Consider the following 20748-nt stretch of genomic DNA (forward strand, 5'->3'; position numbering starts at 1 on the left):
AGTCAGGGCTGGCTCGCGGATCGCCATCTCCTCGGGTCCTGCGGCAGTGCCTCTCCCGGGTTCAAAGAGGGGAGTTCATTCGGTCGGGCGGGACAGATGCTGCCGATGACCTGTTTCAGCGGCCCGTATGATCGCCTCGAGTACCCGGTGGCGATCGCGTGCGACCGTGAAATCCGGCGCATCGGCGGTTCCGTCGCGGAGGTCGGCGGCGAACTGGGCGTAGAGGCGGGCGACCCCCGCTGCGGGTGCGTCGAGTTGCAGGTCGGGAGCCGCATAAGCGGGGGGGACCTGTAGCACTTGGACAGGCTCGCTGCCGCGGCTCAGCGTGATGGTGAGATCGGTGAAATGGATGTAACCCGACGCCGACTCCACACGCACACTGCCCTCGGTGCCCTGGATCTCCCATACCAGCGCCGAGCCGGCAGACTGCCCGGCACTGTAGTGCAGCGAAGTGACGATCCCGCCATCGAGAACGCCGGCGACGACGATCTCATCCGGCGCGTCCTTCAGCAGCGTCGCGCCATCGGACAGGCGGACGCCGTCACCGCGCTGATTGGCGACGACGGCGGACAGACTCTCGAACGTGCCGAGCACGCGCGCAAGCGGTTCGAGCCCGTGGCCGAGCATGATGCTCAGCAGCGTGGCGCCATTCTTTGCGTGAGCCATGTACTCGACCGGTGGGTCATATCGGCCGGCCCACATGTCGTCGGACAAATGCGCTCGGATGCTCGTGCTGAGCGGCTTGCCGATCACGCCTTGCGCGATGAGGTCGCGAAGGAAGAGGATCGGCGGGTGCAGGCCGCCCTGCAACCCGACAACCGTCCGCAGCCGCCGCTCGCGGGCAAACCCCTCCAGCGCTTCGGCCTCCGAAAGGTTTCTTGCGAGCGGCCATTCGCAATAGACCATCTTGCCCGCGGCCAGCGCGTCGGAAACAATCTGCCTGTGATCCGGCACCTTGACCGCAACCACCACCAGGTCGACTTCCGGTTGCACGACCAGAGCCTCATGAGTGTCGAAGGCGAGATCGGCGCCCAGCCGACGAGCGGTCGCGTTCGCGCTCTCCATACGAGTCGTACTGACGGCGCGGATCTGGAACGCGTCGAGCGCCTGCAGCGCCGGGACGTGAGCAATTCCGCCCCAACCCCGATCGGCACTGGCCCCGATAATACCGACGCCGATCTGGGTATGTGCTGAATTCGTCATGAGGATGCTCCTGCCATGTGCAGCCCGGAAACGCTCTCCGGGCTGCGTCACGATGATTCGTTTCCGGACACATGCGTGGGCACTCGGGCTTACCATGGCGAGCGAGCAATTATTGCCGTTCGCCATGGTGAGCCCGAGTGACCCAAGCGCAGGTTTTACACGTGAGCCCAGTGGGCCTCGAGTTCGCGCGCGACATCGGCCGCACGCTCTATCATCGGCCAGTGCGAGCTGCGCAGCTTGAAGACGGCACGTGCGCGTGTGGCATTACCGAGCTCGTCGGCGAAGCGGTGAGGAAGGAACGGATCGTCCAGGCCCCAGATCACTAGCGCTGGTGCGGTCACCTTGCTCAGACCTGGCTTCCACTCCGCCCCGACCTCGATCGCCGAACGGTAAAGGGCGAGAATGCTTGCCCTCATAGTGGCATCGATATGCCGGACCGCTTCGTCTGCCGCGTCGCGCGGCATCTGCGCCTCGTTGAGACTTGCTGCGAACTCCTCGAGGTCGAGGTCCGCCATCCATTTCTCGCCCTCGCCCGGCGTCTGCCAGATCTTGGCAAGATAGTGCCACGGATACTCCGGATCGATGGGGCCGCTGATGCCTGTCCATGTCCGCACCAGTTCCGGTCGGACAGACGCGAGACGGCCCGTGAGCAGAGACCCCCAGTCATGACCGACCAGGTCGACGGGTTCGCCGATTTCCTCGATCCTCTCAATGAGCCAATCGAGATACTCTTCCTTCGTCGACGTGAATCCCTCTGGCAGGGGTACGCCAAACCCGGGGAGATCGATCGTCAAAATATCTTCGCGCTGAAGATGGGAACGGACGGTGTCCCAAAGCCGGTGGGTATCAGGTACACCATGGACGAGGACTGCAGGCATTTCGGATTCTCCAGTTGTTTGTTGTCGTGGTTGAAATGGTCGGTCGGCCGAGTCAGGGAAGGAGGATGACTTTGCCGTGGGTGTGGCCCGTGGCGACGAGGCGATGAGCGTCCGCGGCCTCGTCGAGTGGGAAGCTCCGGCCGATGCGTGCGGTCCATGCGCCGGCGGCGATCAGATTCAGGGCTTCCTGGACAGGGCCGCGGTCGCGGTTCCAGCTGCCTCCGGGGCTGAATACGACGCCGTGTTGTGCGGCATCGGGGTCGGCGAGCGTCACGATCCGGCCGGGGCCGCCGAGAAGATCGACGAGGGCGGGAACGAGCCCCTTGCCGACGGTGTCGAGCGCGGCGTCGACCCCGCCCGGAGCGGCGGCACGGATGCGATCGACCAGGCCCGGGCCGTGGGCGACAGGGGTCGCTCCGAGACTCCTGACGAAGTCGGCGTTGTCAGTTCCGGCGACGCCGATCGCCGTCACACCGCGCTGTCGCGCGAACTGCACGGCTGCGCTGCCCAGAGCACCGCTCGCGCCGGTGACCACGAGCGTTTCACCCGGGCGAATGTTCAGAAGCCCGAGAGCCCTCGCCGCGTTGTCGGCGCCGATGACAGTGGCCGCGGCCTCCTCGAAGGAAACGCCGTCGGGGATCGTCGCGAAGTTGCTGCTGACCGTGTACTCGGCGTAGGAGCCCTGGGTGGCGGAGTCCGGCCAGCCGGCGACGCGGTCGCCGACCACGCCCTCGTCGACGCCCGGGCCGACCGCCTCGACGACGCCGGCGAACTCGAATCCGAGGATGGCGGGAGCACGCAGGCCGAACGCTCCGGCGCGTGCCTGGATCTCCGCGGGGTTCACCCCGGCGGCGTGAACCCGCACCAGTACCTGACCCCGACCCGGCACCGGTCGCGGAGCCTCCGCAACCCGCAACACGGAGGGTTCGCCGAACGAGGTGATGACGACGGCTTTCATGATGATCCTTCTCGTATACAAGGGTTTGCTCGCACCGTTCAGAACGGTGTCAGGTCAGGAAGACCGGGGGATTCTCGCCCCGCAGGCGGTAGTCGGGCCGGGGCCGTTCGAGGCGGATCGATTCCAGTACGGTGTACGCGTGGTACTTGGTCTGGGTGGTGGCTCCTGCCAGCCGTTCCCACCAGAGCCGGCCGTCGCTCGTCTCCTTGTCGAGGACGTGGCGGGTGGTGTAGTTCGCCATGGAGCTGATCCAGTTCTCGGTACCGACGAAGATCCTGTCCCAGCCGGTGCCGGTCACGATGTCGGCGAGCGCATCCGAGCGGCTGAACCGCTCGACCGCCGCAGTCGCCCCCTCGAGCACGTCGGCGAAGTACTCCACGCACAGCTTCACCTGCTCGTAGGTGCCGTAATGCATGTGGTGCCCGCCGACGAAGTAGTCGAAGTCGTATTCGAGGATCTGGGACTGAGCCTCGTACCAGCCGGAGATGTTCTGCGAGGCGTCGCAGTGCATGAACGTGACGCTTCCCGGACTGACGATGTCCACCGCCGTGAGCACCTTCTGCCGCGGTGCGTAGATGAAGATGTTGCCGGGGCAGTGATTCTCCCCCTTGTAGGAGAGCTGCAGGCTCACGCCGCCCACTTCGAGAACGAGTTCGTCGTCGAACGTCCTCGTCGGCAGGGGACGCTTCGGGTCGGGGAAGCGCTCCAGGAGTTCCTTGGTGATGCGGTGGGCGACGATCTCGACGTCGGGACCGAACACGGAGGCCGCGCCGATGTGATCGGCGTGCCAGTGGCTGTAGATGACGTGGGTGACGGGTCGGTCGGTGACGTCCTCGATCGCCGCCAGCATGTTCTCGCCCAGCGTCGGGGGTGCGTCGATCGCGACCACGCCCTCCTCGGTCACCACGAACGCGGCGTCGTAGCCGGCACTGGTGACCCAGTAGAAGCCGCCGCGCAGTTCTTCCACGTGGTAGCCGTACTTCTGGAAGTGCTCGCTCTGGAAATAAGGGGGGTAATATCCCTCGGGGTCCAACGGGTCGTCCGCCCCCGCGCGGGGGAATCCATAGTGGTCGATGCCGTAGAAGCTCGGGGTTTCTTCGACGCTGATGGGTACCTGACTGCTCCGGCACATCGGCGGGACGCCTTTCTGTGTTCTTGGGAAGCCGTAGAACGGGTGGTCTATCCCGGTGACGTGAATCGAAGGACCGCCTTGGTGACGCGGCCTGAGCCCGCATCCTCGAACGCGGTGTTGATATCGGCGAAGTCGTAGAAGGACAGCAGTCGGTCGATGGGGAACCGGCCCGCTCGATAGAGCTGGGCAAGGTCGTTGATCAGGAGCGACGAGACGGCGTCGCCCTGGATGATGCCCTGAAGCGACTGGCCGAGCGTGAGCCGGCCGGCGTCGAGCACGGCGCCCGCTCCTTCGTGGAACGCCACGAAGCCGAATCGGCCCATCGGTGCCAGGGCGCCGACCCCGGCATCGAGGTTCTCCGCGCGGCCGCTCGTGTCGAGGACGTACTCCAGACCGCGTTCGTCGACGGCGCGGAGCGCGCCGGTCAGATCCTCGACCCGGCCGGGGTCCACGAGGTGCGTCGCTCCGAGATCGCGGGCCAGATCGAGGCGGCCGGCGTCGACGTCGACGGCGACGATGGTGGTGGCACCCGCGACATGTGCCGCCATGACCGCCGCCAGGCCCACCGCTCCCACACCGATGACCGCGAAGGACGCTCCCGCCGGCACGGCGAGGGCCTTGAGTACGGCCCCCGCGCCCGTCTGCAGCCCGCACCCCAGCGGAGCCATGACGTCGAGGGGCAGATTGCGGGGGACCTTGATCGTGTTCCGTTGGTGGGTCAGGGCGTGGGTGGCGAACGAGGACTGGCCGAAGAAGTGACCGTGCGGCTCAGCACCGCGGGCGACGTGGAGACCATTCGAGCCGTCCAGGCGGGCACCTGCGAAGTTGGCCGCCCAGACGTTGTCGCAGTAGGCCGCGTGAGAGGACATGCACGGCTTGCAGCGGCCGCACGAGTGGTAGGAGAGGACGACGTGGTCACCGGGCTCGACGGTGGTGACGGCGGCCCCCACGCGTTCGACGACTCCTCCTCCCTCGTGCCCCAGCACCACTGGCAGCGGCGTCGCCATTCTCTGCGCCCGCACATGAGCGTCGGTCGCGCATATTCCGGTCGCGACCATGCGAACGAGTACCTCGTCGGACCGCGGGTCCTCGATCTCGATGTCGCGGAACTCGAAGGGCCCGTCCTGCGCTTCGAGAACAGCGGCGCGCGCGGAGGTGGTCATACGCCGTGAGCCTGCCGCGAAGCGCCGCGATGGCCATGGTGACGAGGGACTGAAATCATCAAGGACTCCCAGATCGGGGGGTGGGCCTCAGGAACCCCTTCAGCGAGTCCGAACCTATGTCGGCCGCCCGTGCCCGCGGATCGGTCGCCGTATCCGTCACGGCAGTAAGGCACGGTGCCGCGAGGTGCGGTGGCGTCACTGCCGGACGCCGGTCCGGGCGGCTTGTTCGACTCGGGCTACGAGGCGGCTGTTGTGGGCGGCGTGCTGGAATCCCGGGGTGTGGTGGGTGCCGTTCGTGATGTCGCGGGCCAGGCTGGCGTAGACCTCGCCGACGTTGATGGAAGCGCCCGTCCAGATGTCGGCGGCGGTGGGTCCCGTGCCGGTGGCGACGGGACTGTCGGGCGCGGTGAAGTCGACGCTCGACGAGAGGGTGAGGTCGCCGACCTGAACGCCCGCGGGGTGGTCGCCCGTCAGCTTCAGCCAGCCCTCCGATCCGCGTACCTCCAGGCTGAAGTGGGCGTCGGGGGCGGGCACGCCCGCCAGGATCTGCACTCCGACCGGCGCCCCCGAGGAGGTCTTGGCGATGGCGTCGAGGTGATCCGGGACCTCGCGGACGGATATCGCGCCGGTGTCGACCAACTTCACCTGGGGCCAGAGGAGTTCGGTGCGGGCGTCGATCTCGGTGATGTCGCCGAGAACGGCTTCGACCACATCCAGGACGTGGCCCGCGGCGATGGTGAGGAAACCGGCTCCGGACGCTGCCTTGTCGAAGTATTCGTACGCACTCACCGACTCCGGGCCGTTGCCGAAGGTCGTCGCGGCGACTCGCGCCGAGAGCAGCCGTCCGAGCCGGCCCTGAGCGATGATCTCCGCTGCGCGGCGTACCGAGGGGTTGAGCCGGCCCTGAAGGCCGATCGCGGTGTGCAGTGAGCCGACCGCGTCAGCCATCTCTTCCGTCTGCGCAACGGTCGCGCCCAGCGGCGACTCCGAATACACGGCCTTGTTCGCCGCGAGGGCCGCCAGGACGAGCTCGCGGTGAGCCGGGACCTTCACCGCGACGGTGACGAGGTCGATCGAAGGGTCACCGATGAGCGCGTAGGGGTCCGCGAACCAACGCTCGGCGCCGAATGCCTCGGCAGCGCCGCGCGCGCTCTCCTCGTGCCGCGTCGCCACACCGGCCAGGTGGAAGTCGGGCTGTGCCGCCAGCGCGGGTATGTGCGATGCGCCCGCCCAGCTCGCCTTCGTGTCCGCGCCGATGATGCCGACCCGGATGAGATTGCTTGACATGATGTGGTGTTCCATTTCTTTCGCTGAAGCAAGACGTGGTGTGGTGCGCGGGGCGAATCGGCGCGTTCGCGCTTCTCTCACTGGTCGACGGCGGCCATGTCGGGCTCGGCATGGCGTTCGCCGGACGCCGGTGTGAGGTTGTTCAGGCGGGCGATCTGGCCCGGGGTGAGTCGGATGCCGTCGGCGGCGCTGTTCTCCTTGAGGCGGTCGATGCGTTTCGTCCCCGGAATGGGCGCGATGCCGTCTCCTTGCGCGAGCAGCCAGGCCAGAGCGACCTGCGCGGGCGTGGCCCCGACCTCGTCGGCGACCTCGCGCACCTGGTCGACGATGCGCAGGTTGCGCGTGAGGTTGTCGCCGGTGAACCGGGGATTGGAGCGACGCCAGTCGGCGGCGTCCAAGCCGTCCAGAGTGCGGATGTCACCGGTGAGAAAGCCGTGTCCCAGCGGTGCATAGGGAACCAGTCCGATGCCGAGCTCGCGCAGCGTGGGCAGCACCTCGGCCTCCGGGCCCCGCGTCCACAGCGAGTACTCGCTCTGGACAGCGGCCACGGGATGGACCGCATGGGCCCGGCGGACGGTCGCCGCTGCCGCCTCCGACAGCCCGATGTGGAGGACCTTGCCCGCCTCCACCAGCTCGCTCAGCGCCCCCACCGTCTCCTCGATGGGAGTGCTGGGGTCGACCCGGTGCTGGTAGTAGAGGTCGATGCGGTCGGTTCCGAGCCGCCGCAGTGAGCCGTCGACAGCCGTGTGAATGTTGGCGGGGGTGCTGTCCGGGCCCGGCCGGCCGGTGTGGGAGACGAGGCCGAACTTGGTGGCGAGGACGACTTCGTCCCGGCGGCCCTTGATCGCGCGACCCAGCAGTTCCTCGTTGACGTAGGGGCCGTACACCTCTGCGGTGTCCAGATGGGTGACACCGAGGTCGACGGCGCGACGAATGGTGCGGATCGACTCGGTTTCGTCCCGGCCGGCGCCGGTGTAAAAGGCCGACATCCCCATGACACCCAGGCCGATGCGCGGGACATCGAGCCTGCCGAGCGACGTGGACTGCATCTGTTGTCCATTCCGTGTGGGGCGGGCCTCAGCGCCGCAGCGAACTTGACGCGTCAAGTTCTACTCCTTCGAACTTGACGCGTCAATAAGTGGGTCTAGGATGTCCTCATGGCGAGCACGGCAGATGACACGAACGGTCGGCGCCGTCGGCGTCCACGGAACGGGCCGACATCCGAGGCGACGGCTCGTGCCGACGAAGGCTCCGGCTCGGGGGCGTCCACCGGTCCGGTTGCCGGGACGCGATGGCTGAACGGCGACGAGCTGGCGGCGTGGCTGGCCAACTCCGCGATCATGATCAGCCTGCCGGCCGCGCTGGATGCGCGCATGCAGCGCGAGGCTCAGCTGACCTTCTTCGAGTACATGGTGCTCTCGGTCCTCTCCGAGCAGCCGGACCGCACCATGCAGATGAGCGCCCTGGCCGCGCGAACGGCTGCGTCACTGTCGAGGCTGTCCCATGTCGTCGGTCGGCTCGAGAAGCGCGAACTGCTCGCACGGAAGCGGATCCCCGGTTCCGGAAGGCGCACCACCGCGACGCTGACCGAGGCCGGTTGCGACGTAGTGGTGGCGGCGGCGCCGGGACACGTCGCCGCAGTCCGCGAGTACCTGATCGATGATCTCGGTCCTCAGGAGCTGGCGGCACTGCGCCGCATCGGTGCGGCGGTGGACGCGGCCATCAAGCGCGGGCAACCCGACGCGAGCGCTGCGGCTTCGCCTCCGGGGGACGGTGCGGTGGACGGCCAGTAACCCACGATTCATCCTGCTTCACAGCCTCCGGCCGACACCTTGATCGTGACTCCCCGCGAGCCCGCCGGCCAAGAGTCTGACCAGCCCTGACCGGCGGGCGTGAGTGAGGTCCGCGCAGCTTGCGGGCCGTGCTGGGCTGCACCACAGCATGCGACCTTCACCGTCCGTGACGACCATCGACTTGACGGCGTTCTGCCAGTTTTTGCCGGAGATGAACTTGCATACCCAAAGCGGATGTGAGCCGGAATGCGAGGGCGGCTCGGCAGGGGGCGTGTCGCCATCGCCACCCAACGAGGCGTTGGGCGGCTGGCCCAAGATCTTCATCGGACGCGCCTGGCTCTGTCGACGTTGAAGAGCAGCGGCTCGCGCCGTTCGGGAGGCACCTCGGCTGCCAGTTCGGGCAAGCAGCGAACAGCGGAACAGCGGAGGCATGTGTGAGTCGTCCGCGCTCTTCGTCGGCGAGGGCAAAGCGCTGGCTACAGGGCATAACAACCGTCTCCCGAACTCGTCGGCATCGGCTTTCCTCGAGCCGCAGGTGTCTGCCGTGGTTGTCGACAACTGCTGTCGCAGGACATCGAGAAAGCCATGCCAGCCGCACGCCTCTGCGGGGCCGTGGTCCGCCGGTCGGCGGCCAGCGCCATCCTCCGCCACTGAGCCCACAGCGCGCCGAGTCAACTCCCTGCTCGCCGATTCCATCCGACTCGGTCGAGATCCTGAGGAAGTGCCCCGTTCGTGGTGGCCTGCGCGTTCCTCCCCGTCGTCCGGGAGAACACCACCGTGCTGCGACTTCTCCGCCTCGCCCGCGTCTTGCGCCCCGCCCGCTTCCTGCCCCAACTGCGCATCGTGCTCGTCGCGGTGGGCCGCAGCCTGCCCGGCACGGTCAGCTTCCTGCTCCTGGGAGGACTCCTGCTGTACGTCTACGCGATGGTGGGCTGGGTCTTCTTCGCCCGCGCCGACCCCGAACACTTCGGCTCGATCGGCCGCGCCGTCCTGACCCTGTTCCTGCTCATGACGCTCGACGGCCTCGGTGACGCCGTCCGCGCGGGCCTGGAGATCTCTCGCTGGAGCATCCTCTACTACGCCAGCTACGTCCTCATCGCCTCCTTCGTTCTGGTCAACGTCCTCATCAGTGTCGTCATCACCTCCCTTGAGGAGGCGCGGGCCATGGAGCAGGCCGACGACCAGGAGCAGACGGACCCAGGCCCGCCGTCCGCGCCCAGGCCGCTGTCGGAACAGGAGCTACGGGAGCGCATCACGACGGCGCGCAGAGCACTCGACGAGTTGGAGGAGAGCCTGGCGATCCTCTCCGTGCCCCGCCCGACTGGCACGGAAGCTACTGCACCGCCGCTGCGGGGGAACCCGTAACTCGACAGCTGTCTCGAACCGTCGGGTCAAGGAGAGGCTGACGGGCATAAAGATCTCGGGCATCTTCACCGCGATCGTGATCGGAGTCCTGGGCCGCCTGGTCATCCCCGGCCGCCGGCGCATCGGCATCTGGTGGACGATCCCGGTCGGCATCGTCGCGGCCCTGGCCGGCACGGCCATCGCCCGCACGGTCAACGGCACCGAGCACAGCGTGCGTGACATGGGCCTCCTGGTGTCGGCGATCGAACGGCCCCGGACGAACGTGTTCGGAGCCGAGCTGTACTCCACGCCGCACGAGAAGGCCGCGGCACTGCTGCACTCCGTCGCCCGCAATCACGCGCTGATCGACGGCAACAAACGCACCGCCTGGCTCGCCATGCGCGTCTTCCTGCGGTTCAACGGCGTCAGCGCCGGTACCGCTCCGCCGCCCGTCGCCGTGGCCGGTCCGTTCGTCGAGGACGTCGCGCAGGACAACATCGATGTACCGGTCATCGCCAAGCGGCTCTTGAGCTGGTTCCCCGTGTCCTGACGTTCGACGTCGTGCGGCTGAGGTGGCGGGGCAGGCCGTCGCGCAGGCCCTCGTGCAGGACCGTCTGCCAGGTGCAGCGGCAGATCCACGACGCCGTGGGTCCGGCCGTGCACTCGTCCAGCGACTCCGGCAGACGCCGCCGGAACTTCTCCCGGTACAGCGCGAGGTCCTCGGCGACCCCGGCGGGGCGCTTCCCGTCTCGCCGGCCGTCGTGGACTACGGCGCCCGGCAGAGCGTGGCCCCGGACGGCAAACGGAAGGTCGCCTCGGTGGCCGCCGGGCTGGTGCGGCCCGGCGGCGTGGTGATCCTCGACGGCGGTACGACCGCCCTGGCCGTCGACCACGCGCTGCCGCGGGACCTGGCGTGCACCGTGATCACCCACAGCCCGCCGATCGCCGTCGCACTGCTCGACCACCCGCAGGCCGAGGTCTTCGTGCTGGGAGGCCGCCTCTTCAAGCATTCGGCGGTCGCCTGCGGCGCGGCCGCGGTCGAGGCCGCGCGGAACGTCTCCGCGGACCTCTTCCTCCTCGGCGTCACCGGCGTGCACCCCGAGGCGGGACTCACCACCGGCGACGCGGAGGACGCGGCGATGAAGCGCGCCCTCGCGGCACGGGCCGCGGACACCTACGTCCTCGCCTCCTCCGAGAAGATCGGCACCGCATCCCGGTACCGCGTCCTGCCCTGGGAGGAGATCAGTGGACTCATCACGGACGAGACCCCGCAGGACCCGGTGATCGAGCGGCTCGTGGAGAGCGGGGTCGACGTGCTGCCGGCCGCCTGACGGCTAGGTCAGGACCATCCATTTGCGGCCGTCGAGGAGTTCACGTGCCGCGTCGAGGTGGCCGGCATGGCAGGCGGTCTCGGTGATGACGTGCAGCAGGACGTCTCGCAGGGTGTGCAGGTGCGGCTCGCCGAAGAGGTGGTGGGGCCACCAGGCCAGGGGAGCGTCCGCAGCGGTGGCGCTGATGACGGTGTCCGCGAGGGCGGCCTCCGTGCGGTACCGCTGGAGGATTTCGTCAGCCTCCACCTCCTGGTCCACCTGCCAGGCGTCGCCGTCGTCACCCAGGGACTCGATGACATCCTCTTCGCCCACGGCCACCGCGCGGAACCAGAACCGTTCGACGTCGAGGGCGAGGTGCTGGACGAGGCCGAGGCAGTTCCATCCCGACGGCAGCACGGGCCGGCGCAGGGCGTCCGTGTCGAGGCCGTCGAGTATGCCGAGGACGTGGCGGCGCTGTCCGTGCAGGAACGACAGGAGTGCCCGGATCTCGGGGTCCGGCGGGGCAGTCACTGGGCGATTTCCCAGATGTGGCCGCCGGGATCGCGGAAGCTGGCGGTCCGTATGCCCCAGGGCCGGTCCATGGGGCCGTTGAGCAGTGTGACACCGCGGGCTGCCAGTTCCTTGCACATCGCGTCCACATCGTCCACCGGCAGGGTGAGCTGGAGACGGGAACCGGCGTCGGCCCGGGCCACCCGGGCGGGTGCGACGAGATCGGGCGCCGCGGTGGTCTTCAGCAGGTTGATGATGGTGTTGCCGAACTCGAAGACGGCTGAGTTGTCGTTCTCGAAGGCCACTGGCAGTCCGAAGACCTCCCGGTAGAACCGCTTCGTGGCGTCGAGATCCTCGGTGAAGAGGGTGATCGCGCCGATGCCCGTGGCCCATGAGGGGGTACCGCCGGTGTCTGTCACAGTTCCCAAGGATCTACGAGCGGGAGAGTCACGTACAGAGGTCGGATCGAGTGAACGATCGCACGGGCCGCCGCCGTGGTGGCGGCGACCCGGGATCGGCGGGCCGGCCCGTCAGGTGCGGGTCCAGCGTTGGTTGCTGCCGTTGGAGCAGGTGTAGAGCTGGAGCAGGGTGCCGTTGGCCGTGCCGTTCCCGACGGCGTCGAGGCAGAGGCCGGACTGGACGCCGACGATGGAACCGTCGGAGTTGAGGCGCCACTTCTGGTTGTCGCCGCCCCAGCAGCCGTAGATCTGGACCTTGGCGCCGTTGCCGGTGCCGGCGGCGTCCAGGCACTTGTCGCCGTAGACCCTCAGCTCGCCCGCGTCGGTGGCGGCCCACTGCTGGTTGGTGCCGCTGTGGCAGTCCCACAGCTGGAGCTGGGTGCCGTCGGTGGTGCTCGCGTTGGGCACGTCCAGGCAGCGGCCCGAAGCGACGCCCTTGATCTGCCCGCCGTCCGTAGGGGGAGTGGTGGTGCCGCCGTTGAGGGCGTTGAGGACGGCCGTGTAGGCGGCCTTCTTGCTGCCGTCGTTGTTGAACAGCAGCGGCGTCTGCTCCGATCGCCAGGAGTCGCTGTCGCGCACACCCCAGACGGTGATGCCGAGGCAGCGCTCGACGGCCAGGCAGTCGTTGGTCACGTTGGCGTAGGTCGAGGCCGAGGCACCCTGGATGTCGAGTTCCGTGATGGCCACGTCGACTCCGAGGGCGGCGAAGTTCTGCAGGGTGGTGCGGAAGTTGCTGTTGTAGGGGCTGCCGCTGTTGAAGTGCGACTGGAAGCCGACGCAGTCGATCGGCACGCCGCGCTGCTTGAAGTCCCGCACCATGGCGTACATGGCCTGGGTCTTGGCCCAGGTCCAGTCCTCGACGTTGTAGTCGTTGTAGCAGAGCTTGGCGGAGGGGTCGGCGGCGCGTGCGGTGCGGAAGGCGACCTCGATCCAGTCGTTGCCCGTGCGTTGCAGGTTGGAGTCCCGCCGCGCTCCCGAACTTCCGTCGGCGAAGGCCTCGTTCACCACGTCCCACTGCGCGATCTTGCCCTTGTAGTGGGCCATCACGCCGTTGATGTGGTCGATCACCGCCTGGCGCAGTGCGCTGCCGCTGAGGCTCTGCATCCAGCCGGGCTGCTGGGAGTACCAGGCCAGGGTGTGGCCGCGCACCTGCTTGCCGTTCTGCACCGCCCAGTTGTAGACACGGTCGGCGGCGGAGAAGTTGAACTGACCCCGCTGCGGTTCGGTGGCGTCGATCTTCATCTCGTTCTCGGCCGTCACCATGTTGAACTCGCGGTTCGCGATCGACGTGTACGCCGAGTCGCCGAGCTTGCCCGAGGCGATGGCGGTGCCGAAGTAGCGGCCGCTCTGCGCCGCCGCTGCACCGAGTGTGCTCTCGGCGGCGTGTGCGGTCGGCGGTGCCACCAGCGCGGTGGCCGTGCCGAGGACGCCGACGACCAGCGCCAGCAGCAGGCCACGCGCCTTCCGGCGGATGTCGGGTCTGGGAAGGGCGTATGAGCCCATGGCTGTGCCTCCAAGGTGTTCGGCATATCGATCTGCGGCCGGTTTCCCAGACAGGGATGATTGAGGGTTGACGATGCTCGGTCAATACTTGTGTCAAGAAAAGTTTCTGTTCTCGGTCGAAAGTTTCGCTGGCGTCTTTTTCGTTGGCCCTACTGGCCCAGGCCGGGGCATGGGATGGGGGTGTGCCCTAGTGGCTATCGGGGTCACCTGTCAGAGTTCGGCCAAAAGTTTCGAAATATCGAGCGATACATGCGAGAGGTATTGACGGCATCCGTCGGCTCCCTAGGATGCGGAGCGCTCGACACTCCGACCGATGTTCGATATTGCGAACACGCGGTGTCGCTCCATTCAAGGGAGTTCCCATGCACAGAGGAAGTTTCCGCCGTGGGCACACGTCCGCGGCGCTCGCCTCCGTGGTCGCGGCCCTGGCCGCGTTGGCGGCGATGCTCGTTGCCGCCCCGGCCCAGGCAGCCGCCAGTGGTGCCCTGCGCGGTGTCGGCTCGAACCGGTGCCTCGACGTGGTGGGCGGCAGCCAGACCGACGGCGCGCCGGTGCAGCTGTACGACTGCTGGGGCGGGGCCAACCAGCAGTGGACGTCGACGGACGCCAACCAGCTGACCGTGTACGGCGACAAGTGCCTGGACGTTCCGGGGCACGCCACCGCGCCCGGTACGAGGGTGCAGATCTGGTCCTGCTCCGGCGGTGCGAACCAGCAGTGGCGGGTGAACTCCGACGGCACGGTCGTCGGAGTCGAGTCCGGGCTGTGCCTGGAGGCCGCGGGCGCCGGTACGGCCAACGGCACGGCGGTGCGGATCGGGACGTGCGGCGGCGGCAATGACCAGAAGTGGACCGGCCTGACCGGGACGCCGCCGACGGACGGCCCGTGCGCACTCCCCTCCAACTACCGGTGGACGTCGACGGGCGTGCTCGCGCAGCCGGCGAACGGATGGGCGGCGGTCAAGGACTTCACCACCGTCACGCACAACGGCAAGCACCTGGTCTACGCGTCGAACGTGTCGGGCTCGTCGTACGGCTCGATGATGTTCAGCCCCTTCACCAACTGGTCGGACATGGCGTCGGCCGGCCAGACCGGGATGAACCAGGCCGCGGTGGCGCCCACGCTGTTCTACTTCGCGCCCAAGAACATCTGGGTGCTGGCGTACCAGTGGGGCGCGTGGCCCTTCATCTACCGCACGTCCAGCGACCCCACCAACCCCAACGGCTGGTCCGCTCCGCAGCCGCTGTTCACCGGGAGCATCTCCGGCTCGGACACCGGACCGATCGACCAGACCCTGATCGCCGACGGCCAGAACATGTACCTGTTCTTCGCCGGTGACAACGGCAAGATCTACCGGGCGAGCATGCCGATCGGGAACTTCCCGGGCAACTTCGGCTCGTCGTACACGACGGTCATGAGCGACACGAAGGCCAACCTGTTCGAGGGCGTGCAGGTCTACAAGGTCCAGGGCCAGAACCAGTACCTCATGATCGTCGAGGCGATGGGCGCCAACGGGCGCTACTTCCGCTCCTTCACCGCCTCCAGCCTGAGCGGCTCGTGGACCCCGCAGGCCGCGAGCGAGGGCAACCCCTTCGCCGGCAAGGCCAACAGCGGTGCCACCTGGACCAACGACATCAGCCACGGTGACCTGGTCCGCGACAACCCCGACCAGACCATGACCGTCGACCCCTGCAACCTGCAGTTCCTCTACCAGGGCAAGTCGCCCACCGCGGGCGGTCCCTACGACCAGCTGCCGTGGCGGCCGGGAGTCCTCACCCTGCGGCGCTGACCTCGGGTTCCTGGAGCTTCACGGCCTCGCGGTCGCCTTCGCCGGACTCGGTGAGTCGTTCGAGTCGATCCCGTGGGAACCTTCGGCCGGGTGCCGGACACGGATGGAGCATGGAACTGAACGACGCTGGTCCCGACGAACCGGTCGGCGGGACGTCCGACCGGGAGCTGTGGGCGAGGGCCGTCGACGGCGATCGCGAGGCGTTCGGCCGGATATTCGACCGGCATGGGAAGGCCGTCTACAACCACCTGTTCCGGCGGACGGCCGACTGGTCCGAGGCCGAGGACCTCACGTCGACGGTGTTCCTGCACGCCTGGCGACGGCGATCGGAGACGGTGCTCGACCGCGACTCGGCGCTGCCGTGGCTGCTGGGCATCGCCAACGGCCAGTTGTCGAACACCAGGCGGCGGCTGAGGCGGGCCGAGGCGTTGCTGCACCGGCTCGTCTCGCACGACGAGCCGGTGGGCGACCACGCGGACCGTGTCGCCGGCCTGGTCGACGACGAGCGCCGCATGTCGGAGATCCACCGGGCGCTGGCCCGGCTGCCGCGGCACGAACGCGAGGTCGTCGAGCTGTGCGTCTGGTCGGGCCTGGACCAGCAGGCGGCCGCCGCGGTGCTGAAGGTGGCGGTCGGAACGGTGAAGTCCCGGCTGCACCGGGCGCGGCGCAAGCTCGGGGCCGACCTGGGCGGAGCCACCGCTCCGCCGCCGTTCAGTTCCAGGAATCCCGTCAACGCGAAGGAGGTCGCACGATGAATGACGCGCAGGGCATTCCCGCGGCTCCTTCCGATCGTGATCTGCCGGACCACCGGCGGACCCGAGAGGAACTACTGATGAAGATCGGTCCACAGGACAACGGGACCTCGCTGCGACGCAGGTGGGGAGTGCCGTTCGGGGTCGCCACCGGGGTGACGGCGGTGAGTGTCGCGGCCGTGGTCGCCCTCGGGGGGAGGGGGGACGCCGGTCCGAGTGCCGCCGATCCGGCGCACGGGGGCGGGCGTCCGGCCGGTTCCACGGCGGCACCGAGTCCGAGCGCGCCGTCCTCGTCCGGCGGGGCCTCGGCCGAGGGCGGCTTCACCATCACCGACGCGACGACGACCCCGATCGACGCCGCGACCGTCACCAGGATCCTCTCCTCCTGCCTGGGGCCGGACGCGTCGCAGTACCAGCCCGTCGTCGCGGTCCGTACGCCGGTGGCCTCGGCGGACTCGGACGGTGTGGTCGTCGCCGTGAACTCCGCCGACCAGTACGTGCAGTGCCAGTCGAAGGGCGACAAGGGCACCAGCCCCGACTCCCCGCCCACCTTCATCAACGACCGTCTGTGGGGCACCGGTCGGGTCATCGAGTACTTCGACTCCATGATGGAGCCCGTCGGCAAGGGCAAGTACCTCATGCTGGGCGCCGGGCACTACTCGTCCGCGGTCTCCAGGATCACCGTCAGCTTCGGCGACGACCCGAAGCAGTACCCGGCCCGCATGGCGGGCGGCGCGTTCGTCTACGGGGCCGCGCTCTCCCCGGACACGCCTCCCGGCCCGCGCTACATGGGCCCGAGCCCGTACGTCCACGCCTACGACGCGGCGGGCAAGGAGATCTACAACCAGGCCGAGGACCCGAAGTTCACCGACGAGCAGTAGCCCGACGGTGGTCCGGGCCGGGCGCCCCACCCCCTACCCCGGTATCACCGCACGTTGGCTCCCGGGTATGACGCCCGGCCCATGGCCGTCCCCTCACTCTGCACTTCGCCGCCAGGCACCACCGAAACCGCGTCGGTGCCTTCCTACGGGCGGCCCATGAAGTGAGGGACGTTCATGACCACAACCCTGGCCCCCTCGGTCCCCGTCGGGAAGGCCGCTGTCGGGGCGCTGGGCGTACTGGCGCTGTCCACCGGTGCCCTGGAGTCGGTGGTGTCACCGACGATCCCGCTCCTGGAACGCGAACTGGACATGAGCCAGTCGGAAGGGGCGCTGCTCAGCATCGTCCTGCTCATCACCGGCGCGCTCATCACCCCGCTGGCGGGCAAGTTCGGCGACCGCTACGGCGGGAAGAAGGTCCTGATCCGCCTGATGGCGGTGGTCTCGGTCGGTGGCACGGTGTCCGCGCTGGCCCCGAACCTGCCCGTGCTGCTGCTCGGTCAGGTGTTGCAGGGCGCGATGATCGGCGCGCTGCCCCTGTCGTTCATCGTGGTCCGCAGACACCTGCCACCCGGAGACTCCAAGGTGGCCATCGGCGTGGTCAGCGGACTCTTCGTCGGCGGGTCGATGGTCGGCATGCTGTCGGCCGGCCCGGTGGCGGAACAGCTCTCCCGCCACTGGATGTTCGCGCTGCCAACGATCGCGGTCGCCGGGTCCACCCTGCTCGTGAACAGGCTGATGCCCGGCGATCCGCCCGGCCGGACGGACGGCGCCGGGATCGACTGGCCCGGCCTGCTGCTCCTGAGCGGGATGCTGACCACCCTCATGCTCGTCCTCGCGCTGGCGCCCGAGGCGGGCTCGCAGCCGCTCGCGCTCCTCGCCCTCGTCGTCCTGCTGGCCGCATGCGTCACGGCATGGGTGAGGGTCGAACGGCGCGCGGTCGCGCCGATGATCGATCTGCGCATGCTGGCACGGCCCGCGATCTGGAAGGCGTGCGTGCTGACGTTCGTGATCTGCCTCGGCGCCACGACGGCGGTCTACCTCGTGCCGCAACTGCTCGACGAGCGCGGCGACGGCTACGGCTTCGGCGCCAGCGCCACCGAGATCGGCTTCTACCTGCTGCCCGGCGCCCTCGCCGCCACGCTGGCCGGGCCGCTCGGCGGGATCGGGGACCGGCGGTTCGGCTCGCGTGCCGTGGTCAACACCGGCGTCGTGATGATGACCGTCGGCCTGCTCGCCGTGGCCGCCGTACACAGCGAGATCTGGCACCTCGTCGTCGGCAAGGTGCTGATCGCGCTGGCCAACGGCCTGTGCGTCACGGCCATGATGACCAGCACCGCCACCGCCGTCGACCAGAACGACACCGGCATCGCCACCAGCCTGATCCTGGTCAGCCGCGTGCTCGGCTCCGCCGTCGGCGGGCAGCTCGGCGGCGCGCTCCTCACCGCCGGAACCCCCTCGGGGTCGGAGGTCGCGGCCGAATCGGCCTACGTCACCGGCTTCGTCATCGCCGGCGTCGTCGTGTCGCTGGCCCTGTTCGTCACCCGCACCATGAGCAAGGGAGTCAAAGCATGACCCGCACCGCACCGAGGCGCACCGTCCTGATCTCCGGGGCCAGCATCGCCGGTCCCGCCCTGGCCTTCTGGCTCAACCGCCACGGATACGAGGTCACCGTGGTGGAGAAGGCCGGCACACTCCGCAGCGGCGGCTACCCCGTCGACGTACGCGGCACCGCACTCGACGTCGTGGAGAAGATGGGGCTCCTGCCGCGACTGCGGGACGCGCACATCGACCTGCGCAGGCTCACCTTCCTGCACGGCGACGGCAGCGAGGTGGCCTCGCTCCACCCGCACGCCGTCACCGGCGGTGCCACGGGACGGGACCTGGAGATACGGCGCGGAGACCTGACCGACGCGCTGTACGCGGCCGTCCGGGACGACGTGGAGTTCCTCTTCAACGACTCCATCGCCACCCTCGACCAGTCCGAGCACGGCGTCGACGTCACCTTCCGCGGCGGCGGCAGTCGTACCTTCGACCTGGTCTTCGGCGCGGACGGCATGCACTCGCGCACCCGGGAGATGCTGTTCGGCCCCGAGGAGCAGTTCCATCGCTACCTCGGTTACTGCTTCGCCGTGTTCACCGTGCGCAACACCCTCGGCCTCTCCCACGAGACGGTCATGTGGAACACCCCGGGCAGGGCCGCCGCGCTCTACGCCGTGGGGGACGAGGACGAGGTGCACGCCTTCCTCAACTTCGCCCAGCCCGACCCGCCCTACGACGCCTTCCGGAACCCCCGGGCCCAACGCGACCTGATCGCCCAGGTCTTCGCCGACGCCGGATGGGAGGTCCCGGGCCTCCTGGCCGCCCTCCACGACGCGGACGACGTGTTCTTCGACGCGGTCGGCCAGATCCGCATGCCCCGCTGGTCCAAGGGCAGGGTCGCGCTGCTGGGCGACGCGGCGCACGCGCCCTCGTTCCTCACCGGGCAGGGCACCAGCCTCGCCCTCATCGGTGCCTACCACCTCGCCGGTGCCTTGGCCGAGGGGGACCACACAGAGGGCTTCGCCGCCTACGAGCGGGCCGCGCGCGACTTCGTGACCCGGACCCAGGACCGGATCGGCGAGGGCGGCGGCACCCTGTTCCCGACCACGGCCGGGGCCCTGGAGCAGCGCAACGAACGGCTGCGCGGTCTCAGCGCCCGAGGAATCCCGCCCACGCCTCGCGCGACACGCGGATGACGGGGCCGGTCACGGCCTTGGAGTCCCGGACGAGTACGGCTTGCGTGCCCGCGGCTATTTCAAGGCACTGGCCGCCTTCGGCCCCGCTGTAGCTGCTCTTGATCCATGCGAGACCGGACGGGATGGCTGAGGATTCAGAGCTGTTCATAGCGATCTCAGCAACCTTTCCACGAAGTCGAATGACTCTCGGGACGGGAGAGCCTGCGATCGGATGATCCCATAACGAGCGGCGGCGAGAGTCGTCTGCTCCGGTTGGGTCTGGAGGGCGCTGGTGCCCTGGGCTTCGGTGTAGACGAACCTCATCCCGTCCTTGCGCGTGATCACAGTGAACGCGCCGTCCACACCGGCGTTGTGCTCGCGGTCTGTCGGCATCACCTGCAGCTCGACGTTCTGCTTCTGGCCGACGAGGAGCAGCTGCTCCAACTGGCCGCGATGCACGGCTCTGCCTCCCCAGGGGTGTCGCAGGGCCGCCTCTTCGAGTACGAAGCTGAGCAGCGGCGCAGGCCAGCGTCCGAAGATGTCCTGCCGTGCCAAGCGGGCCACCACACGCTGTTCGACGGTCTCCTGGTCCAGGACCGGGCGACGCATGTCGAGTACTGCCCTCGTGTACTCCTCTGTCTGAAGCAGCCCGTTGAGTACGTGGGTGTCGTACGCGAGCAGCTCAACGGCCTCCTTCTCCAGCGTCGCCATCCCCTGGAAGAACACCGGATACTGCGCCCGCTCCACCTGCTCCTTCCACACCGTCAGCAACCCGCCCGCGTCCAGGACCTCGTCCGCCCGCTCGATGGTCCTGGGCGACGGGATCCGACGCCCCTGCTCGTACGACGCGACCGTGGCCGCCGAGTAGCCGATCCGCCGCCCGAACTCCTCGCGTTCAAGGCCCGCCCGCACCCGCAGCGTCTTCATCGTCTGGCCGAACGCGGCGACCACCGTCTGCCCGGACGTGTCCGCACTCTCGCTCATCCCCACCGCCTCCCTGCCCCAACGCCGCCCCCGCGGACCCGTCACGCCGCGCGACTCGTACCCGTAACGACACCCGCGCGTACAGCGGGCC

Annotated in this window: 19 protein-coding genes and 2 pseudogenes; 9 read left to right on the forward strand and 12 right to left on the reverse strand. The window is 68.6% G+C overall.

What is annotated here, in order from left to right; genetic code table 11:
• Positions 1 to 75 precede the first annotated feature (75 nt).
• From ACZ6IM_RS08790 to ACZ6IM_RS08820, 7 genes are all read right to left on the reverse strand, one after another.
• The gene (locus ACZ6IM_RS08790; RefSeq protein WP_469555318.1) at positions 76 to 1203 is read right to left on the reverse strand and encodes a Gfo/Idh/MocA family protein; all 1128 of its coding nucleotides are present in this window, start codon (positions 1201 to 1203) and stop codon (positions 76 to 78) included.
• A gap of 155 nt (positions 1204 to 1358) precedes the next feature.
• Entirely contained in the window at positions 1359 to 2081 is a 723-nt protein-coding gene (locus tag ACZ6IM_RS08795) for an alpha/beta fold hydrolase (RefSeq protein WP_469555321.1), read from the reverse strand.
• Positions 2082 to 2133: 52 nt separating this feature from the next.
• Positions 2134 to 3039, reverse strand: a complete 906-nt coding sequence (locus tag ACZ6IM_RS08800; protein WP_052840031.1) for an NADP-dependent oxidoreductase — start codon at positions 3037 to 3039, stop codon at positions 2134 to 2136.
• A gap of 49 nt (positions 3040 to 3088) precedes the next feature.
• The gene (locus ACZ6IM_RS08805; RefSeq protein WP_469555324.1) at positions 3089 to 4171 is read right to left on the reverse strand and encodes an MBL fold metallo-hydrolase; all 1083 of its coding nucleotides are present in this window, start codon (positions 4169 to 4171) and stop codon (positions 3089 to 3091) included.
• 47 nt (positions 4172 to 4218) lie between these two features.
• Positions 4219 to 5334 carry an NAD(P)-dependent alcohol dehydrogenase gene (locus tag ACZ6IM_RS08810; RefSeq protein ID WP_469555327.1) on the reverse strand — a complete coding sequence of 372 codons (1116 nt, stop codon included), beginning with the start codon at positions 5332 to 5334 and terminating at the stop codon, positions 4219 to 4221.
• A 195-nt stretch (positions 5335 to 5529) separates the two neighbouring features.
• Positions 5530 to 6621, reverse strand: a complete 1092-nt coding sequence (locus ACZ6IM_RS08815; RefSeq protein WP_469555330.1) for a Gfo/Idh/MocA family protein — start codon at positions 6619 to 6621, stop codon at positions 5530 to 5532.
• A gap of 77 nt (positions 6622 to 6698) precedes the next feature.
• The gene (locus ACZ6IM_RS08820; RefSeq protein ID WP_052840029.1) at positions 6699 to 7670 is read right to left on the reverse strand and encodes an aldo/keto reductase; all 972 of its coding nucleotides are present in this window, start codon (positions 7668 to 7670) and stop codon (positions 6699 to 6701) included.
• A 108-nt stretch (positions 7671 to 7778) separates the two neighbouring features.
• On the opposite strand from ACZ6IM_RS08820, the gene ACZ6IM_RS08825 reads away from it, so the two are divergent.
• The 4 genes and pseudogenes from ACZ6IM_RS08825 to ACZ6IM_RS08840 all read left to right on the forward strand — a co-directional run.
• On the forward strand, positions 7779 to 8414 hold the full coding sequence (locus tag ACZ6IM_RS08825) for a MarR family winged helix-turn-helix transcriptional regulator (RefSeq protein ID WP_052840028.1): 636 nt from the start codon (positions 7779 to 7781) through the stop codon (positions 8412 to 8414).
• 732 nt (positions 8415 to 9146) lie between these two features.
• Positions 9147 to 9779 (forward strand): annotated as a pseudogene (locus tag ACZ6IM_RS08830) (ion transporter); the annotation flags it as partial.
• Positions 9780 to 9918: 139 nt separating this feature from the next.
• Positions 9919 to 10308 (forward strand): type II toxin-antitoxin system death-on-curing family toxin, encoded by a 390-nt coding sequence (locus tag ACZ6IM_RS08835; RefSeq protein ID WP_052840248.1) that lies wholly within the window; start codon positions 9919 to 9921, stop codon positions 10306 to 10308.
• A gap of 181 nt (positions 10309 to 10489) precedes the next feature.
• Positions 10490 to 11089, forward strand: a pseudogene (locus ACZ6IM_RS08840) (DeoR/GlpR family DNA-binding transcription regulator); the annotation flags it as partial.
• 3 nt (positions 11090 to 11092) lie between these two features.
• Here the strand turns inward: ACZ6IM_RS08840 and ACZ6IM_RS08845 are convergent.
• The 3 genes from ACZ6IM_RS08845 to ACZ6IM_RS08855 form a co-directional block, all read right to left on the reverse strand.
• Positions 11093 to 11599 (reverse strand): DinB family protein, encoded by a 507-nt coding sequence (locus ACZ6IM_RS08845; RefSeq protein WP_052840027.1) that lies wholly within the window; start codon positions 11597 to 11599, stop codon positions 11093 to 11095.
• Positions 11596 to 11997, reverse strand: a complete 402-nt coding sequence (locus ACZ6IM_RS08850; protein ID WP_469555334.1) for a VOC family protein — start codon at positions 11995 to 11997, stop codon at positions 11596 to 11598. Before ACZ6IM_RS08850 ends, ACZ6IM_RS08845 begins: the two co-directional genes overlap by 4 nt.
• Positions 11998 to 12108: 111 nt before the next feature.
• A complete protein-coding gene (locus tag ACZ6IM_RS08855; RefSeq protein ID WP_469555336.1) occupies positions 12109 to 13539 on the reverse strand; it encodes an endo-1,4-beta-xylanase in 1431 nt (476 codons plus the stop codon).
• Positions 13540 to 13901: 362 nt separating this feature from the next.
• Here ACZ6IM_RS08855 and ACZ6IM_RS08860 point away from each other — a divergent pair, with 362 nt between their 5' ends.
• The 5 genes from ACZ6IM_RS08860 (at position 13902) to ACZ6IM_RS08880 (ending at position 19694) form a co-directional block, all read left to right on the forward strand.
• The gene (locus ACZ6IM_RS08860; protein ID WP_052840025.1) at positions 13902 to 15326 is read left to right on the forward strand and encodes a non-reducing end alpha-L-arabinofuranosidase family hydrolase; all 1425 of its coding nucleotides are present in this window, start codon (positions 13902 to 13904) and stop codon (positions 15324 to 15326) included.
• A 110-nt stretch (positions 15327 to 15436) separates the two neighbouring features.
• Positions 15437 to 16081 carry an RNA polymerase sigma factor gene (locus tag ACZ6IM_RS08865; protein WP_052840024.1) on the forward strand — a complete coding sequence of 215 codons (645 nt, stop codon included), beginning with the start codon at positions 15437 to 15439 and terminating at the stop codon, positions 16079 to 16081.
• A 77-nt stretch (positions 16082 to 16158) separates the two neighbouring features.
• Complete coding sequence (locus ACZ6IM_RS08870) at positions 16159 to 16959, forward strand: hypothetical protein (RefSeq protein ID WP_052840023.1); 801 nt, start codon at positions 16159 to 16161, stop codon at positions 16957 to 16959.
• 174 nt (positions 16960 to 17133) lie between these two features.
• On the forward strand, positions 17134 to 18531 hold the full coding sequence (locus ACZ6IM_RS08875; RefSeq protein ID WP_052840022.1) for an MFS transporter: 1398 nt from the start codon (positions 17134 to 17136) through the stop codon (positions 18529 to 18531).
• A complete protein-coding gene (locus ACZ6IM_RS08880) occupies positions 18528 to 19694 on the forward strand; it encodes an FAD-dependent monooxygenase (RefSeq protein WP_469555341.1) in 1167 nt (388 codons plus the stop codon). The genes ACZ6IM_RS08875 and ACZ6IM_RS08880 overlap by 4 nt, the downstream gene beginning before the upstream one ends.
• Here the strand turns inward: ACZ6IM_RS08880 and ACZ6IM_RS08885 are convergent.
• Complete coding sequence (locus tag ACZ6IM_RS08885) at positions 19648 to 19842, reverse strand: DUF397 domain-containing protein (protein ID WP_210974532.1); 195 nt, start codon at positions 19840 to 19842, stop codon at positions 19648 to 19650. The genes ACZ6IM_RS08880 and ACZ6IM_RS08885 overlap by 47 nt on opposite strands.
• A complete protein-coding gene (locus ACZ6IM_RS08890; RefSeq protein WP_469555344.1) occupies positions 19839 to 20657 on the reverse strand; it encodes a helix-turn-helix domain-containing protein in 819 nt (272 codons plus the stop codon). The genes ACZ6IM_RS08885 and ACZ6IM_RS08890 overlap by 4 nt, the downstream gene beginning before the upstream one ends.
• Positions 20658 to 20748 lie beyond the last annotated feature (91 nt).

This window comes from Streptomyces sp. NPDC042336 (genome assembly GCF_055581985.1).